Source organism: Halalkalicoccus paucihalophilus, from assembly GCF_001593955.1.
GTDB lineage: Archaea > Halobacteriota > Halobacteria > Halobacteriales > Halalkalicoccaceae > Halalkalicoccus > Halalkalicoccus paucihalophilus.
The window spans coordinates 1-17,171 of record NZ_LTAZ01000012.1; the positions used below are offsets into that span (position 1 = coordinate 1).

Annotated in this window: 18 protein-coding genes and 3 pseudogenes; 9 read left to right on the forward strand and 12 right to left on the reverse strand. The window is 52.7% G+C overall.

The window, feature by feature from the left end; translation table 11 throughout:
• Positions 1-467, forward strand: a pseudogene (locus HAPAU_RS21780) (archaea-specific SMC-related protein); the annotation flags it as partial.
• Positions 468-512: 45 nt separating this feature from the next.
• Here the strand turns inward: HAPAU_RS21780 and HAPAU_RS14625 are convergent.
• The gene (locus tag HAPAU_RS14625) at positions 513-818 is read right to left on the reverse strand and encodes a hypothetical protein (protein WP_066384253.1); all 306 of its coding nucleotides are present in this window, start codon (positions 816-818) and stop codon (positions 513-515) included.
• Positions 819-1,492: 674 nt separating this feature from the next.
• Between HAPAU_RS14625 and HAPAU_RS19890 the strand changes: the two genes are divergently transcribed.
• The gene (locus HAPAU_RS19890) at positions 1,493-1,795 is read left to right on the forward strand and encodes a PadR family transcriptional regulator (RefSeq protein WP_084383761.1); all 303 of its coding nucleotides are present in this window, start codon (positions 1,493-1,495) and stop codon (positions 1,793-1,795) included.
• 101 nt (positions 1,796-1,896) lie between these two features.
• Positions 1,897-2,472 carry a cupredoxin domain-containing protein gene (locus tag HAPAU_RS21050; protein WP_157078490.1) on the forward strand — a complete coding sequence of 192 codons (576 nt, stop codon included), beginning with the start codon at positions 1,897-1,899 and terminating at the stop codon, positions 2,470-2,472.
• Between the two features lie 146 nt (positions 2,473-2,618).
• On the opposite strand, the gene HAPAU_RS14635 is transcribed toward HAPAU_RS21050, so the two are convergent.
• Positions 2,619-2,906, reverse strand: a complete 288-nt coding sequence (locus HAPAU_RS14635; RefSeq protein ID WP_066384609.1) for a PadR family transcriptional regulator — start codon at positions 2,904-2,906, stop codon at positions 2,619-2,621.
• A 291-nt stretch (positions 2,907-3,197) separates the two neighbouring features.
• Here HAPAU_RS14635 and HAPAU_RS22935 point away from each other — a divergent pair.
• A pseudogene (locus HAPAU_RS22935) lies at positions 3,198-3,380 on the forward strand (ArsR family transcriptional regulator); the annotation flags it as partial.
• 216 nt (positions 3,381-3,596) lie between these two features.
• On the opposite strand, the gene HAPAU_RS14640 reads toward HAPAU_RS22935, so the two are convergent.
• The 5 genes and pseudogenes from HAPAU_RS14640 to HAPAU_RS22340 all read right to left on the reverse strand — a co-directional run.
• Positions 3,597-4,094 carry a hypothetical protein gene (locus HAPAU_RS14640; protein WP_066384611.1) on the reverse strand — a complete coding sequence of 166 codons (498 nt, stop codon included), beginning with the start codon at positions 4,092-4,094 and terminating at the stop codon, positions 3,597-3,599.
• Positions 4,087-4,767, reverse strand: coding sequence for a nucleotidyltransferase domain-containing protein (locus HAPAU_RS19895; protein ID WP_084383762.1), 681 nt, complete (start codon positions 4,765-4,767; stop codon positions 4,087-4,089). Before HAPAU_RS19895 ends, HAPAU_RS14640 begins: the two co-directional genes overlap by 8 nt.
• A 312-nt stretch (positions 4,768-5,079) precedes the next feature.
• Positions 5,080-5,457, reverse strand: coding sequence for a DUF7344 domain-containing protein (locus tag HAPAU_RS23285; protein ID WP_066384261.1), 378 nt, complete (start codon positions 5,455-5,457; stop codon positions 5,080-5,082).
• 210 nt (positions 5,458-5,667) lie between these two features.
• On the reverse strand, positions 5,668-6,030 hold the full coding sequence (locus tag HAPAU_RS14655; RefSeq protein ID WP_066384613.1) for a helix-turn-helix transcriptional regulator: 363 nt from the start codon (positions 6,028-6,030) through the stop codon (positions 5,668-5,670).
• A 126-nt stretch (positions 6,031-6,156) separates the two neighbouring features.
• A pseudogene (locus tag HAPAU_RS22340) lies at positions 6,157-6,306 on the reverse strand (helix-turn-helix transcriptional regulator); the annotation flags it as partial.
• Between the two features lie 262 nt (positions 6,307-6,568).
• Here HAPAU_RS22340 and HAPAU_RS23290 point away from each other — a divergent pair.
• Positions 6,569-6,832 carry a DUF7577 domain-containing protein gene (locus HAPAU_RS23290; RefSeq protein WP_449267237.1) on the forward strand — a complete coding sequence of 88 codons (264 nt, stop codon included), beginning with the start codon at positions 6,569-6,571 and terminating at the stop codon, positions 6,830-6,832.
• A gap of 339 nt (positions 6,833-7,171) precedes the next feature.
• Here the strand turns inward: HAPAU_RS23290 and HAPAU_RS19900 are convergent, their stop codons facing one another.
• Complete coding sequence (locus HAPAU_RS19900; protein WP_084383763.1) at positions 7,172-7,681, reverse strand: universal stress protein; 510 nt, start codon at positions 7,679-7,681, stop codon at positions 7,172-7,174.
• A gap of 413 nt (positions 7,682-8,094) precedes the next feature.
• Between HAPAU_RS19900 and HAPAU_RS14660 the strand changes: the two genes are divergently transcribed.
• Positions 8,095-9,153 carry a M20/M25/M40 family metallo-hydrolase gene (locus HAPAU_RS14660; RefSeq protein WP_066384264.1) on the forward strand — a complete coding sequence of 353 codons (1,059 nt, stop codon included), beginning with the start codon at positions 8,095-8,097 and terminating at the stop codon, positions 9,151-9,153.
• Positions 9,154-9,164: 11 nt separating this feature from the next.
• Here the strand turns inward: HAPAU_RS14660 and HAPAU_RS14665 are convergent, their stop codons facing one another.
• From HAPAU_RS14665 to HAPAU_RS14675, 3 genes are all read right to left on the reverse strand, one after another.
• Positions 9,165-10,421 carry a serine hydroxymethyltransferase gene (locus tag HAPAU_RS14665; RefSeq protein WP_066384267.1) on the reverse strand — a complete coding sequence of 419 codons (1,257 nt, stop codon included), beginning with the start codon at positions 10,419-10,421 and terminating at the stop codon, positions 9,165-9,167.
• 124 nt (positions 10,422-10,545) lie between these two features.
• Positions 10,546-11,004, reverse strand: coding sequence for a hypothetical protein (locus tag HAPAU_RS14670; protein ID WP_066384269.1), 459 nt, complete (start codon positions 11,002-11,004; stop codon positions 10,546-10,548).
• Position 11,005: 1 nt separating this feature from the next.
• On the reverse strand, positions 11,006-11,893 hold the full coding sequence (locus HAPAU_RS14675) for a DUF3100 domain-containing protein (RefSeq protein WP_084383764.1): 888 nt from the start codon (positions 11,891-11,893) through the stop codon (positions 11,006-11,008).
• Between the two features lie 1,286 nt (positions 11,894-13,179).
• Here HAPAU_RS14675 and HAPAU_RS14680 point away from each other — a divergent pair.
• The 3 genes from HAPAU_RS14680 to HAPAU_RS21065 all read left to right on the forward strand — a co-directional run bounded on the left by HAPAU_RS14680 (position 13,180) and on the right by HAPAU_RS21065 (position 15,238).
• Positions 13,180-13,377, forward strand: a complete 198-nt coding sequence (locus HAPAU_RS14680; protein ID WP_245634141.1) for a hypothetical protein — start codon at positions 13,180-13,182, stop codon at positions 13,375-13,377.
• A gap of 248 nt (positions 13,378-13,625) precedes the next feature.
• Positions 13,626-14,861, forward strand: a complete 1,236-nt coding sequence (locus HAPAU_RS14685; RefSeq protein WP_066384274.1) for a mandelate racemase/muconate lactonizing enzyme family protein — start codon at positions 13,626-13,628, stop codon at positions 14,859-14,861.
• Positions 14,862-14,950: 89 nt separating this feature from the next.
• Entirely contained in the window at positions 14,951-15,238 is a 288-nt protein-coding gene (locus HAPAU_RS21065) for a hypothetical protein (protein WP_157078492.1), read from the forward strand.
• 1,504 nt (positions 15,239-16,742) lie between these two features.
• Here HAPAU_RS21065 and HAPAU_RS14695 read toward each other — a convergent pair.
• The gene (locus HAPAU_RS14695; RefSeq protein ID WP_066384280.1) at positions 16,743-17,123 is read right to left on the reverse strand and encodes a hypothetical protein; all 381 of its coding nucleotides are present in this window, start codon (positions 17,121-17,123) and stop codon (positions 16,743-16,745) included.
• Positions 17,124-17,171 lie beyond the last annotated feature (48 nt).

Consider the following 17,171-nt stretch of genomic DNA (forward strand, 5'->3'; position numbering starts at 1 on the left):
ACGCGGAGCTCGAAGAGCTTCGGACGCGCATCGAACGGATCGAGCGTGAAGCGATCGAGGCGTTCAATACGCATATGGAAACCGTCGTCGACCTGCTGGACTATGGAAATCTCGCGCGGATTTGGCTCGAGTATCGGAACCCCGACACAAGAGGAGACGCGACCTTCGAGCTGCACGTAACGCGCCAAACGGATGATGGCACGACCTACGAGGATTCAGTCACGCACCTCAGCGAGAGCGAGCGTGAAGTCACTGGCTTGGTACTGGCGTTGGCGGGGTATCTCGTCCACGATGTGCACGAGGAGATGCCGTTGATCCTGCTCGACTCGTTGGAAGCGATCGATTCCGAGCGTATTGCACAGTTGGTTGAGTATCTCGAGGAATATGCCTCCTATATTGTGGTCGCCCTCCTCCCGGAGGATGCCGATGCACTTGATGATGAGTACCAGCGAATTACAGAGATCTAGCGACTGAATCTATTAGAGGTGAAGACAGGAATGGGGAACGGATCCTCATCGGCGTTCCCAGTCAACGCCCGCAGTGGTTGCAAGCTCCTCAACCAATGTCTCGATAAACGGGACTGAATCGGTATCAGCATCGAGATCCGGCGAGAGATCGAACACCTCCACGGTAACCGCTTGAGCGGTCTCTAACCGGCCAGTATCGACTTCGAAATCGAAGATCGTTCGACTGTAGATGACGATCGTCCGTTCTGCAGACACCTCTAAATGTTCGATCCCCAGTCTCTCGAATGCTGCGAGAACATCAACAGTATCACTAAAATCATAGCTGACTGCTGGCTGCTCCTTCTTATTCATTACATTGAGTAATACCACTCGTCACTATAGAGGGTTGCGACCACGAGACACGAAGACCGATAGTAGGTCGCCGTTGCTTTCCCCAAATAGTCTCGTCGGACGGTATCACCGTCGCGATACGCACGATACTTGTACGGGCCGAGTTTCTCGCCACCACTCATACACGAGTAACTCTCATCACCACAAGTTCGGTATTCGAGATAGACGACGCCACTCGATTCGGCCTCAAGGTGTTGAGCCTCATCCAGCAATTCATCTTCAGTGACTAGCTCTTTTCGACGTTGCTCACGGGCCTCAAGCAACTCGTCGATATATTCGCGTGTCTCACGACGCGTCTCCTTGTCTTGCTTGGGAAGTCCTTCGCAAGGTAGTTCGGGAGTGAAGGAGGTACAATCGGTACCATGACCTTGTGCAACAGTCGGTCCGTATTCAATTAAAATTGTTGCACAAGGCAGGGGTGAGACTCGGTAGGGAGACAGGAGGCTCTGTTGAAATCCTTTAGCGGTGACAGTAGGAAGAGCGACTCTTCGTCTCGGGTTTTACGGAACCGATGCGAAACTCGCTTCTCAGCACATCGCACGACTACAAGAGGATTTCAACAGAGACGCTTGATTCAGCTGTCACTTTCCAAGCGTATACGTAAGATTGACAATTGCAGTTGTCGAAGAAAAAGCATGGATGATCTAACGGGGTTCCAGCGTGATCTCCTCTACGTAGTCAGTGGACTTACCGAGCCCCACGGCCTGGCCGTCAAAGAGGCACTCGAAGAGTATTATGGGACAGAAATTCATCACGGGCGACTGTATCCGAATCTCGATACGCTCGTTGACAAAGGGTTAGTCGCGAAAGGCGAGATCGATAAGCGAACGAATAGCTATTCGCTTACTGATCGAGGACGGCGTGTACTCGAAGCTCGTCAGAACTGGGAAGCCCAGTATATCAGCGATATACGTACTGCTGAACGATCGTCTAGCTAACATCTGTCGTTAGTGATGATCGATTGAAATGAACACGATCAACGTGTCAACCCCCTCACTCACCAGATTGATAGACAGGCCTCTACTCAGTCCTTCGTGCAATGGCAGAGAACCTATTCAGCCGACGGCGATTCGTCGCAACAGCAGGAACAACGACGTTGGCACTGCTTGCTGGTTGCTCCGATCAAAACAGTAGCGGCGATAATGGCGGCGATGGGGGTTCTCAAGGGGAAACCGGAGGAGACGATTCCGAAGGCAACGGAAACGATACTGGCCAAGAGAACGACACTCCGGAAAACGGAACTGACAACGAAACCGAGAGCGAAAATGAGAGTGCAGGTAACGAGAGCGCCACTGGGGATGCAGAGACGATCGAGCTGGGGGCTCAAACCCAGGGGTGGCAAGGACAAGCGCCTGCCACGATCGAAGGTCAAACGAACCCGACGCTTCCACTGGAACCAGGAACGACCTACGAACTCATGTGGGAGAATCTCGACGGCGAAGAACACGAACTCATTATCGAGGATGCGAATGGATCTGAACTCCAGGCATCCGATTCATCGGAAGAACAAGGCCAGACGGTAACGATGACCGTTGAGGCGACCGAAGAGATGGCTCAGTACTACTGTGAGTATCACCCCGAAATGATGCGTGGCGATATCGGAACCGGTAGCTAAGCCTGCGATTACCTCGTCTATCGCGTTCTTTGGCCCTCTAATTCCGTGCTGTGAGTGTTTCTTCTCATTATCCCGTCGTAATTGACGCTCCCTCTCATCTGCCAAGAACTGCGGTGAGACGATGGAGTAGCAGTCACTCGTAGCGGTTATGTAGTTATTGCGGAGGGGAGATACTGTTGTTCCCACTCCCGTCGTGCTTCGATCTCACGCTGGCCTCGGGCAGTCAGTCGATAGTAGTTCGTCCGCCGATCGGCCTCGCCCTTCTCAATCAATCCTTTGTCGACGAGCGTATCGAGATTCGGATATAATCGGCTATGATGGAGCTCCATTTCATAATATGCTTCGAGTGCGTCTTTGAGTGCGAGGCCATTTGGGGAGTCTCGCCTAGCAATGGCATACAGCAGGTCACGTTGGAAGCCGGTCAAATCATGCATGAAGATACTGTTTGTCGCCAAACCTACTAGTATTCGGAACATACCAGACGATAAGCGAGTAAGCAATGGCTAGAGGAGAGCGAGAGTCAGCTGTGTAACTCAAGTAGCTGTGTCAGAAGATATACGATCATGAGCGACTCGTCGCACAGTTCTTTTCACACTGACTCATAAGCAAGCCCCACGCTGCTCTCTTTCATGCCATTTCCGCTCACAAAACGAGACGTGTGGATACAAAACAGCATATCAAATACTCTTTTTGCTTCGCTGTAATCTGTAACCGGAGCCAAACTCATGTCACGCACCTCAAATCGGGGGTACGGTGACGTCGTCCGTGATTTCCTCGCCGTTGCGGGTCTGTTTGAAAACCCCCAGCCAGCTCATCTCTACACCTATCTCGATTACGAGGATGAGGTGGCCGTCCAAGATGTTATCGATAACCTTGAACTTGCCCAAGGAACGGCCTATACCTACGTGCCATAGTGTGTGCGGTAGCGACTGTTGGAACCTGGCTGGCTACAGCTACGTATGGCTGGAATCTTCCCTCCCTGTAGATGCTGGGACTCTTAGATAGAACTATCGTTAGCTGTTCACAGAATGTAGCCGCTAATACCAAGGATGACGACAACAGTCATTTCTGGCTTTGTTCTTCGGATGTGAACTACCTATCGATGGATGGATGTATTGTCGGACTTACTGTACCTCCTCACAGAGACACTCATGTCCCTGCGGAGATCGTCCAATAACAAATGTATGACTCTCTCGGGCAAGCGCGTACATCTTTTCAGCGCGGTCCGCTGCGGCGAGCCCGTCCTGATAGTACGTCTTCGCCCGGTGATCCCGCCAGAGGTCAGCGAGGTCCTCAGCGATAGATTCGGTAAAGAGTCCAGTTGCAGCCGCCTCTCGATACACCCCAGGGTGTGTCCCCGGTAAATCGTTTGGCTGCATTGTACCTTGTTCAAGCAATCGGAATTCGACAGTCCGTTCGATTGCAACGAACGACGCCTCAATGACGAGCGTGTAATACGCCGCATCACGAAGCGCCTCTGCGCCGGCAAGCAACCGACATGCCTTCCGTAGCTGTAGGAGCGCTGCGTCGTCGACATCGAGACCAGGCTCAATCTCAGTTGGCCGGCGATCGAACGCCGCCTGGACATCGTGGATAAGCTGCTCAATACGGGTATTACTCATCGACGAACACCGCCTTGCGAAGCGACTGGAGGCGGTTGCCGCCGTGTACGGTAATGCCTTCCGTGAAAATTTCACGAAGCTTTGAGCCAGCCCGACGTGCGCTCTCTGCAGATTCGACATAGGGCTCGAAGTCAAACCGATCCCCATCGAATCGTTGTTTACGGAGGTCCGCGACTACGTCGGTCACGATGCGTCGTGCGCTCGTCCGATCGCCCTCAACGACGACGAACAGATCAATGTCGCTCTGGCGATCGGCCTCGCCGCGGGCGACACTGCCGAAAACGACGATACCGAGAAGACTCTCAATAGTGTCAGCATCAGCGATTGCATCGTGAACGTGCGCGAGAAACGCTCGAATCGGTTCGTGGAATTCTCGTTGTTCGATAGCGAGTATTGGGTCGTCTTTTCGGAGACGATTCGGGTTGATAGCGACGTAGTTTCGCTGTGGAGTCTCTCGGACCTGAACGGCACCGATACTGTCGAGAAGCTCGACTGCCCGCCAGACGGTCGAGCGGGTCACATCTGTTGCGTCGACAAGTTCAGGGATGGTAAATTCAGTCTCATGGGCATCAGCTAGGAGGCGAAGAATAGCGTCTGCAGCCTCGATCCGGAAGATACGAGTGTCTGTATCCGAGTGCGTGTCGATACAGATAGTTATCCCTTGTTTCGTCATTTCAGACACTATCTGATATTGTGCAACGAGATATAAAGGGGTGCCGACATTCACTAAGGAATGCAATCACAGATTGTGACAAGCTACTGTGTGAAAGTAGGGTAAGATCTATTGTTTCTAATCACGATCATGGAATTATCTATCGAATTAAGACGAGCATGAGCCTCCGGAGATCTTTATTGTCGGGGGTGGGGCCTCTCAAGGAGGTCCCTGGTTAGAGCCGTCACTAGCCGTTCACGGGACGTACCCGCAGTAATCGTCCCGTCCGAACAGCGGCCTTTGAGATCGAGTTGTTTTGAATTGATTTGAGAGCTACTCTCGGTGTACTAGTTCATCCTGTCTTACGCGGGCGACCCACGTTTCGAGGACGTGATGGGGCCAATATCGGACTAGTTCGTCTCGCGTATCGAAATCAATGAGTTCGACATCAGCAAGAACAGGGAGGTGCCAGTGGTACAGATCGGCAGCCACGTCTTGGTAATGCTCACGAGTGAGTGCTGTCTGTGTGCATGCTGCTTCAAGAGTTGCGACTTCCTCAATAAGCATCTCAAACTCGATGAGATCGTCAGTCAAATCGACTAATGTATAGAGCGCGAATCGTCGGCGTTGATTCGCTAGTAGCTCCAATACTGTATCCAGTGAAAGAGTTGTTTCGATTATGGAGCTCTCTGTAGGCTTAGGCTGAGTCATAGACGATGGAACCGTATCATTATTTCTTCGAAGAATATCAGGCTGATATAACTCTGTTGTCTTCCCTCAGTAGGAGATGCAATTGGCGTGAGGGGGTCCTGGAGATTCGACTGCTGATTCTCTCAGAAAGAGGAAACAATATATGCCGTTTCTGCAGGAGTCGAATAGAGGAAGGGTATCAGACATCTATTGAATTCTCATTACCGGTTTTTAGTCGGCTTGCATGTCGCGAGTAAGGGCCATTAACCACTGTGTGAATGTGTCACTCTGCCAGTCAAGCTGGTCAGTAGTGACGAACGGGGAGAACTGGTCCCCGGCCATGAGCAATGAAAAATCTAGGTCTTTCGTCTGACGTCGAGGGGTGAGCAAGTATGTAGTATGGCCGTTGTAAACAGTTTGTTCCCGGTCAATCAATCCTTGTTCTTCAAGTGCTGTCGCGATCCGTGTCCCAGTGCGACTACTCACATCAAGTGCTTTCCAGAGTTCACTCTGATACAGGCCATTTTGGTCGGTGATCAATTCTAATGCTCGGTCTTGGCGAGCGGATCGATCGACTTCGGGGGTGGATGATATCGACTTATCGACTTCTTGGTCAGGATCAGGTGTAGATGGTAGCGCTCCGCTGTCGGACTCGTGGTCGGCGGTCGTGGGCGTGAGGAGATACGTAGGACGGTTGTTGTAGATGGTTTGCTCTCGAGTGATTAGTCCCTGCTTAGCGAGTGTAGTCGCGATGCGACTGCCAGAACGGCTGCTTACATCGAGCGCTTTCCAAAGTTCGCTTTGGGGTACCTGGCCATTGTTTTTGATATAGTCGTACGCGTGTTGGGCTGTCGACGCTAACTCCGCCATTAGTTACTCAACGTGAATAAACGGTCTCTGGATGAAAGTCTCTTTTGATCCAATAGCGCAAGTAGCCACAGAGAACATACCTTATTTCGTGCGTTTTTAGAAACATAGCTTTCGTTCATATCGAAATTATACCATTGAGAATTGCTTGAGAATTAGGCAATTTCAAATATTCAACCGATTCCAATAAATTGTAATATATAATTCTAGTTAGAAAATAAATAAAAGGTACCATTATCCTTGCTACTCTATACTCAACCAGAGAATGGTGTCGTCTGGCCAACTACTCGCGCTTCTCTTTATCTGCCTACTTTGTAGTCACTACTATCTTAGGCGGTGGAAACAGAAGAGCGACAACGGAAGCACTTCGTCACGTTCAGTGACTCAGCCACGACCGTCTCCCAATAATGGAGCTACATCAGACTTCCCGTCAGTTATAGTGTGCCAAGCATGCCAAACAGAGAATGATTCCTCGTATACGTATTGTAAGCACTGTATCAATGAACTCCCCAGACCTGATAAACCATGACTATAAACTCACTGCATATACTGTGCTATATACTCTCCATATTAGTTGAGTGCAGTAGGAATCGCGATCTACCGGGCCGATACTGTCAAGACGATGCTGACGAACCTAGTCACCATTCGCATAGAGTGTAGAGAACTTACTGCCAAACCAAACGACGGAGAAACGGTATGACGAGAATGAAACCGTGACTCCAGTGACTTTATTCTAATCACACCGTGATATGCTCGCGAAGTTAAAATCAATGAAATCGTTTCTACTATCTACACTACTACTGTACTAAACTAGGCTTAGTCGTCGTTGTTACGCCAACCATTCTGTATACCACTCAATAGATGAGACTCAGTTTATCCCACGCGAGAATGTGAGCGGTCGTTCCTGGCCAGTGCCATCATGTCTTCGGGAAGATTCATCCGTCGGGGTCTGAATCGTTGTTACTGGAACTGATGACCGTTTCATGATCGCGTTTGGAAGGCTTCCACGCAAGATACGCGAGAGAAGCGACTGTTCTTGCGTTCCGATGACGATGCGAGTAATATCATTGGTAGCAGCGTATGCGCTGATCCGTTCAGCGGGGTGTCCTGAATCAATAACTGTCTCGAGTGTCACGTCGTGTTCAGCGGCATAGTCCGTTGCTTTTGAGAAGACTTGTTCTGCGGTCTGTCCACTAGCCTCTCGTTGTTCGTCGATTGCTTCCGGAATGACTGTCTGGCGAATGCTATCGTCTCGTTCAATGATCGGGCAGACCTGGAGGACCGTGATTTCGTGCGACCCCTCAAGTGTGAGTACGTGATTGAGAGCAGCAATCGTCGGTGGTATACTGTTGATCGGAACGAGAATAGAGTTGCCCATAGTTCATTACCGGGATTGATTCAGATAATAAGAAGGGGTTGCGATAGCATGGCATACATGCCAACGAGAACTCACCAGATGAACTGGGAAAGCTCTGCGATGGTCGTCAAGAACCAAAGTGGCAATCAATCCCAGCCGTGACTGGTGAAGCGCTGACTATCAGTGGCATTTTACTCTCGAATTTTTGTGACTCATTCGCTAATTCCTTCATCGTCGTCTCTGGCCGGGTGTCTTATAGAGAACGAACGTATCGGTAGCGAGCATCTGCAGGAGATTCAACTCCCTAACGTCGGTGGACAGCCGGATCGATATTGAACAAATTGCGAGATCTTAGTCCTGCTGCGCCTACTTTATCCCGTGATAGGTTTGGGGCATACAAAACCATATGTAACAAATGAACGATCATAGTATATATGCAGCCTATAGAGTACTTGGAGCAGTTACTGGTAATTGAGAGTCACGAAACCGTTGACGAGATTCAGGATTATCTGCTTGAAACAGTTAATGGGGCGCAATTGGATGATACCGGGTGCATCTACGCAGTCAAAGACGGAGTGGAGGGCGGCCCACAGCTCGTGTTAAACACACATATGGACGTGGTATCGCCGCATCTTCTCTTTGAACGAGATGGTGATATCATTAGAGGACGCGGAGCATGTGACGCCAAAGGAAGTCTCGCGGCGATGGTTTCTGCCTTTTCCCGAATTGAGCCGCGATTAGGGAGTGTGAAGCTGATCATCTCGCCTGATGAAGAAACAACACATCGAGGACTGGCAGCGTATCTGTCCGAGGAGAATACCAGTGATTTTGCTATCGTTGGAGAGCCTTCTGGATTGGATATCTGTCCATATGCACGGGGCCATTATGACCTGTTGGTCGAGCTCTACGGTGAATCAGCGCATGGAGCAACACCCGATAGCGGACTCAATACGACAGTTTGTGCAGCAGAAGCGATTACGCGTATTGTCGCACTCCCACAGAGTGAGGACGAGCTAGTCGGGACAAACAACGTTACCCCAACCATTATTGATGGAGGAAATCGCCCCAATCAGGTTCCGGACTACACGCGATTTGTCGTTGACTATCGACCCATCCCGATCGAAACGAGAGATGACGCAGTGAGGACGATTCAAAAAGCACTAACTGGGCTCAACTGTGATTATGAGATCAGTTTCTATGAGCAGGGAGCCGCTCTCGACTCGTTTAAGACACATCCGGAGCATGAGTTCGTGCAGGCGTTCTCAGCCAGTTGTGAACGGATCACGGGAGATGCGGTTGAACACCGCCCGTTCGATGCTGCAACGGAAGCCGCCGTGTTCGCACCATCTATGCCCGTGGTCGTCTTCGGACCCGGATTGATCAGCGACAATGGCGAACCGATCGCCCATTCGGAACGGGAGTTCGTTCACGCCTCCAACGTTGAAACCGCTACCGAAATCCTACATGATTTCCTCGCCGAGCAGCTCTCGTAGTCGTCTCTCACTCACGCTCCCGTATCCGAGATCGGGTACTGATCGCACAACGCCTCTACATCCTGTACAATTTGGTCGCGTTCCTCTGGATCGCTAGCGGCGTTGAGGGCACGAACAATTAGGTCAGCAACGTACTCCATCTCCTCCGGTCCGAAGCCACGTGACACCAAACAGGACGTTCCGAATCGAATCCCGCTCGCACCTGACGGATGGCGGGGATCGGCAGGGACCGTTATCTTGTTCGCGATAATCCGGGCGTCTTCCAGAGCACGTTCGGCTTCACTCCCGGCCAGGTCCGGATGAGAGGTCTGGAGGTCAATAACCACGATGTGCGTCTCAGTCCCGTTTGAAACGATATTGATACCGGACTCACTCAACCGTATTGCAAGCGCTTTCGCACTGGTGACGGTCCGCTTAATATAGGTCTGGAACTCGGGACGAAGTGCTTCAGCGAACCCCACTGCTTTCCCTGCCATGTTCGGCAATGCGGCACCGCCTTGGAGATAGGGGAACAGTGCAGTATCAACTGCGTCTGCATACTGTTGATCACACAGGATGAACCCGCCACGGCCCCCGCGGATCGTCTTATACGTCGAGCCAGTACAGAAATCGGCGTGTGCGACCGGTGAGGGGTACTCGTCGGCTGCGATGATCCCGGCGATATGGGCGATATCAGCCAAATGAACCGCATCGACCGCATCAGCGATCGTCTGGAAGCGTGGCCAGTCGATTTCACCGGGATAGGCTGAATAGCCAGAGATAATGAGATCGGGGTCGACTGCTTCGGCACGATCGGCGATCGCCTCGTAGTCGAGCTGGCCGGTTGTGGGATCGACGTGGTAGTAGGACGTCTCGTACAGATCACTGCTAATGTGCCGATCATCTCCGTGGGTGATGTGCCCTCCGTCTCGGGGGTCGAGTGCTAAGATAGAGTCCCCTGGATCGAGCACAGCGAGATACACGGCGAGATTGGCCAGTGACCCACTGTGTGGTTGAACGTTGACGTGATCCGCGCCCCACAGATTCGTTGCACACTGAATCGCGAACGATTCAATCGCATCCATGCTATCGGCACCAGGATACAACCGAGAATCGGGGTAGCCGAGCACGTTACGGTTGGTCAGCATGCTTCCCTGCGCTTCACGGACTGCCGGACTCGCAATGTTCTCCGATGCAATCATCATCAATGATTGGTCTTGTCGTGCGTGTTCCGCCTCCAGTGATTGGCGTAGTTCCTGTGTAACCGATCCCACGTGCTCGTATGGCATACTGGCGCGCTATTTTTAGCCACTGAGAATAAGCATTGTGACGCGAGATCACGGGTTAATGCACTGATCGGTCAAGATCAGAGCAAGACATGCTATTACGGCGACATCGAAACGGTGGGGACGATTAGATAATCCCCTGCAAGGAGAGGACGATATGCGCAACAATCGCGGATCCGAAGAACGTGCCGAAGAACACGAAGATCGCGACCAACACCAATTTCCAGCCAACCTGCTTCAACCGGTCCATTTGGAGGCTGATCGAAAGACCAGCGTAGGCCAAGATAGGGGTTGCAGTTGCCAAGAAGTTGATTCGATCCGTAAACTGGAGGAAGATGTCCTGCGTCGGTGAGAACGGAAGGGCGAGCAGCGTCGCGATAAATATCGCGTAGGCAAAGGCGGGAAGTTTCAATGGGATCTCCTGAGCCAATACCAGTGAGACGAGTCCGATTGCGATGATCATCACCATGCCGGGGAGAGCAGCAACAATACTCACGCCGTATCCCACTTGATTCCCGACGAGGATGATGATCCCGACCACTACCATCATCTTCAGTGCGTTCAGAACGAATGCTGTGCGTTCCATGCTATTGCCCCCCGCCAATGACCGTGCTCATGATGGCGTACAGCTTGTTGATCAACGGCACTGCGACGAACAAGACGACATACACGCCTGTGAGACCGGTGAGGAGGTTACTGGTCGCAGCAAACGACAGCACCTGTTCTTCGGGAACCGCAGTAACAACTTGGGCAAGGGAGGCGGAACACGCCGTCATCATACTGGCACTTCCGATCCCACACGCCATCGATAACGCAAGCGGATGGATCCCAGTCAATGGAGCAAGACCACCTAACAGACCGAAAAAGAGGGTTCCGAGTAACGTTCCAGTCAAGTAGGTTCCCAGAACACCGATCCCCTCCGGGGAATCCGGCCCGTAGAGATCAGTGATAATCCCTAAGGTCGGTTCACGAGCGATACTGACCGCTGCGCCGATCGCCTCTCGTTTGAGTCCGAGCAACAATGCGATGGGGAGGGCAACGAAGATCGTTCCCAGATTGCCGAGTTCCTGCAAGAGGAACGCTGGTCCAGCACCAACAATCTCCCAGAAGGATGGTGCGACCAGAGTACCATACTTCACGCCGAGTGGCATCAGGCAAACAATAATCATTGGGGAACTGATGACGCTGACCTCTTTTGGAGCCACCTGCCGGAGTTGAGTGATGTATGCGCCGAGCGCTCGATAGCTGAGGAGCATCCCAAACACCACTGCATAGAGCATGGGGATGATGACGACCGCTCCAGGGCCGACGGAATACTCAAGGGTCCCGATGGCTTCGGCAACGATAACGATTAGAAGCACCAGTAGATGTGCTTTGAGATGAAACGACCACCTGCCAGCGGTTCGCAATGGATCCCACCGTCCGTTCCCGATAGTTTCCTCTGAAGAGTCGTCTAGAGACTTATTGCTTGACATTGTGTTTCACGCACGTGGTGCTGTCATGTGGTACCCTATTTAATATTTGCCATAGGGCGGAGGGGTGACTGTTGGTTAGCTACCAACATACGATGAACACGATTTTGACCACTGGCGGTGAAGTTGACGATACTGAGTTTTTGCGTAGTTCCATATGAAAGGGGGACGAGTATGCTCGACGAGTCCCTAGACAAGGAATAACAGAAGACAGCTGAATTGATGCGAGTTTCAGCATAAGACGAGCCTCTTTCTCACCGACACCGTCAATGAATAAGGGATTGCACTACTCGATACTGGCGGACACGACGAGTAGAAGTAGACCCACTCTCTACGAACAGCCGTTGTCGAGAGTGGGACCTCCCAGAATAGTTTCTGGCTAGAGCCGTCAACAGCCGTTCCCCAGAGAAGACTCTATGACTAAAACCTGAGTAAGATGAGGGACTGAACTGGCGTCGGCTCTGAAAGTAGCAATCACTCACAGAGCCCTTCTCAGATACCATCCAGTGGTCCATTCGGTCTTCACTTTCACCACGGTTGGCACGTGCTTTTGATGATGGAGGGCCTCTCATCAGATGGAGCCTGTCACACGCTCCATATCCTTCGAGACCAGCGCCAAAATTGGCCTCAGAGAAACTGAAAGGCCCAGTCTATGAACGGAGATCCGAAGCGGAGTGTCCCGTTCACGCACGGACGGGAGTAATCACCATCATCCAGAAAACAGACGCGCGATCATGATCACAGGATCTGCCGTACCCCGAACTGTTTTAGCCGCGAGGATGTGCAGCTTGTGCGGGCGTTTGGCGAACCATCCCCGCTCTGTCGCACCTGCCGACGGTTCTACTTCGGGGTGAGTTCATGAGTTCAGAAGAGCTGTCGGCTGAGCGACCGCGGCTTGAGCACACATTTCAGAAGGATCAGCACGCAGAGCCTCGCCCAGCGGACTGTGATTGTCTCCCGACGTTCGACGAGCTCCCCTGTTGGCCCTGCTACCGAGACGGGTTCAGAACGCCGAACCCCGACCTGAATTGCATGCTTGATGCTCCATGGCGCTTGTTTGCACTCAGGACGTCCAGAGTAGTGGTCTCATAGAGTAGGTCTGAGGACCGGGGTATAGTGGCTCGCAGAGTGCAGCGCCCTATTATACTGCTTATTTCACTTAGGACGTTTGGGCTAACCCTTTTCCGTATCCACATGAACAATCCGAGTTGATGATCGCCGCTCGCGAGCAGTACCGTAGGCTAGGTAATTCGACGGTCGAACACTGACCAGCCGACGATGCCGTAGTCGTGATCGACGCCGGTGTTGCGACCGGGAACGCCACACAGGACATTGACGTCGAAGCGCGGATCACCGGGCCGTACACTGAACCGGCTGAGCAGGGTGGCGTGGAATACTGGCGGTGCAAGGATTATGGGCGCGAATCGCTGCGACGCGGGGACGTAGAGCACTCGGCGTTCCACGCCGAGGAGTGCGCGCTCCGATAAGCTGCGCCACGAACGGCAATTTCGGTGGCACACGCCCCCTTGTGGAGAGCGGTATCGTCAGCTTCGGTGTTCGTCTACTGGTGCGTCAGCGGCGATCCGAATTTCGTCGGTGCCGGTGAGAGACGTGGTCTGACGGCAGCGCTGGCAATCCTGAACTACTGCCGGAGACCGACAACGGAGCAATGAGACGCTGCAGAGCGATCTTCAATAACAAATCTAAAATATCCCACCGTAGACGTTCCAATCGTATGCCCAACTATCGAGACCTCCATGATCCCAACGCAGAGTATACGATGCGGGATCTTTCAGGCGAGACGATGGGATTGACCGCTGACCGCGGCCAGCGGAATGTCGAGATTACTGACGTCCAGACGACAATGGTTGACGGGAACTACCCGTGGATTCTCGTGCGCGTCTACACTGACGCGGGCGTCGTCGGCAACGGAGAATGTTATTGGGGTGGCGGCGATGCCGAGATCATCGAGCGGATGGCACCGTTCATCATCGGCGAAAATCCGATGGATATCGATCGGCTCTATGAGCATCTGATTCAGAAGATGTCCGGCGAAGGTTCGATCTCGGGCAAGACTATCTCAGCCATCTCCGGAATCGAGATTGCGCTTCACGACATCACGGGTAAGCTCCTTGACGTCCCCGCCTACCAGCTCGTTGGTGGAAAATATCGCGACGAGGTCCGAGTCTACTGTGACCTCCACACCGAGAACGAGGCCGATCCGCAGGCGTGCGCTGATGAGGCCGAGCGCGTCGTTGAGGAGCTTGGCTACGACGCCATCAAGTTCGACCTCGATGTCCCCTCTGGTCATGAGAAAGACCGCGCAAACCGCCACCTTCGCGGTCCCGAGATCGACCATAAGGTCGAGATCGTCGAGAGCGTCACCCAGGCCGTCGGCGATCGCGCGGATGTCGCCTTCGACTGTCATTGGTCGTTTAGTGCGGGCTCCGCGAAACGGCTTGTGACCGCGCTTGAGGATTACGATGTTTGGTGGCTTGAGGACCCGGTTCCCCCGGAGAACCACGACGTCCAGCGTGAGATTACCCAATTCACCGCGACGCCAATCACCGTCGGTGAGAACGTTTATCGGACACATGGCCAGCGTCGGCTGCTTGAGGGACAGGCCGTCGATATCCTTGCGCCCGACCTGCCGCGAGTGGGCGGGATGCGGGAGACAATGAAGATCGCGATCCTTGCGGACCTCTACTATGTCCCGATCGCGATGCACAACGTCTCTTCGCCTATCGGAACAATGGCCAGTGCGCAGGTTGCGGCCGCTATTCCCAACTCGCTTGCCCTCGAGTACCACTCCTACGAGTTGGGCTGGTGGGAGGATCTCGTTGAAGAGAATACCCTCATCGAGGACGGCCGAATGACGATCCCCGAGAAGCCAGGTCTTGGACTCACCCTGGACCTCGATGCTGTCGAGAAGCACATGGTTGAAGGTGAAGAGCTATTCGACGAAGCCTGAGGATTTGCCAAGCGAGCAAATAACGGTCGGGCACCGACTCGCCGACGATGTCGTGATCGTGACCGACGGCAGTGTTGCGACCGAGACCGGTGGTCACATCAGATAGCTCCAGCGGCGATTCTGACGAAAGTAATGATGGTCAAGATGATGACCAGAACACGGATGATGAACCTGATGAAAGCGAGGAGCCAGACGAAAGTGATGACTCTGCCGAAGATGATGACGAATCGAATGAGTCGGATGAGCAATCGAACGACGAAGAAGACGAATCGATGGATGATGACTGCCCCGAAGAGGAGCCAGAATCCGAGCCACAGGATGATTGTCCCAAAGAAGAACCTAAACCGGCACCTGAGGAAGATTGTCCTGACGAGTAGAGTGTAGTAGCAAATCGGCAACAACCACCCTCGCTTCAACAATAGAGCCAGAAAGGCAGCTATCAACTGTAGTTAAAGACCTGTGACTGAATAAGGCATCCTCTCAGCACGGTCAGGAGGGGTGTTATGGACCCGATAGTAATGTCCTTCCGTCTTTCAAGTGTTACATGGAGACCAGTCAATGATGGGGGTTCTTCTCGCCGGGATCGTTCTGGTAGCTAACGGCTATGCGTCAGCGGTCATTGTCAATGAAATAGTAGAGATCATGCTGTGAATTTGCATTTCACCCATGAATAGGTGGATAGTCGCCGACAGTCAAATCCAGATAGTTCATCCATAATTACCTTAAACTCGTTAAGAAACACATTGAATTTCTATTGGTGAAGGAATAGAGACCACAATAGATGACTTGAAGCCGAATAGACTTCCGTCTACAGATTATTCATAAATTCTTTCTCTTTTTTCTGACTGCGTTCCCTTGTCGTAGTGCTTATCCAGTACTTCTTGGCCTACATCAGCTCTATCGCTAACAGCTTTGGCTGGCCATCCATATTTCGGTGATAGGTAATAGCACCTTTCTGAATAGCGTGTGGACTAACCGACGACGGGCATGGATGCAGAGCGATTTTCACTCCTCCACATTCGTCTATCTCTCGGTCATGAGGACAGCTATTCAGATAGTGGCAAGGACGAGTCACTCGATAGATTTGGTCGCGGATAGTCGTAGAATGGGTAGGACCTTTTGTGGTTCCTATTAGGGGCATACGTCCCGTCTTATCCTCTACTCTGAGTGCAGACACAGTATATATTGCTGAGTGGGTGGTTAGTCCTCCACGTTGACGTCAGATCGGACTTCGTACTCGATTTCAACAGGCGGTAGCGAGGAATCCCCTTCCTCAGCGAGCGAAGCGAGCAGGAAGGGGAGGACTCGCGTGGCGAAGCTGGGCGAAACAGGTAGTATCGCCCGCCCCGTCGTCCTATGTAGTCCGAAGCGGGCTTCAGACAGCCCGGTAACGGGTGCCGAACCAATATTGCGGTGCGGGGAAGGTTTGGTTCCTCGCTGAGGACGGGTCGCAGTCAACCGACCCCGAAGGACGGACCGACGACGTTGACGAGACGCTTCGCGTCTCGTTCGCACACCAGAATGCAGCGCATTCTGGGGACGCAACCGCTCCGAGCACGATCGACTTGCCGCGAAGTCGCCGAGGTCACGTCCAATTACATTGCCTCTGCCGACCGACCGCACCGGCACACAAGTCGGTCCGGGACCACAACTCCCCACCGACGCCACGCAAGCCCCGTCCTCAAACCGCCGTAGGCGGTTAGGGCGGGGTAGTTGACCAATCGCTACGTTCGTATTACCATCCTCATTGTGTCCTGAGATAAGAAAATCGATACGACGGGACGTAAGGATGATGGGCTGTAAGTCACACTCGTTGGGGTCTCATTATAACTATGCACACTATTCAGTTGAGACCGGTCGTAAGAGTGGTGATTCCCGCTTTTATTCAATCCCGCGCTCTTTTGCCCCCTGTCGGATACCCTCAGCGCGTTTTTGAACCCGCGAGACGTACCGCTGGATCTTTTCGGGTTTCTCTCCGTAGAACGAAGCAGCCCAGTAAACGTCCGTGTTCGGCTGCGTCAAGAAGTATGCGACGAGGGTGTCCCGCCCCGCCTGAATGATTGTTGGGGGAACGCCCCGCTTGCCCGTTCCAGCCTCTTGGAATCCGTTGACATCGAAGAAGACGTCAGCGTACAACTCCGCGTGATCGGCATTGTCGAATGTGAGCCCACAATGTTGCGGTGCTTCGAACCGGTAGACGGTGTCGCCGGACGGTGACGTGCACTCGACAATTCGAACATCGAGGATGTACTCACGGAACATCGATTCATCTCGCCGGGATGTGGTTGAATCGTCGTGGTGTATGGTTGG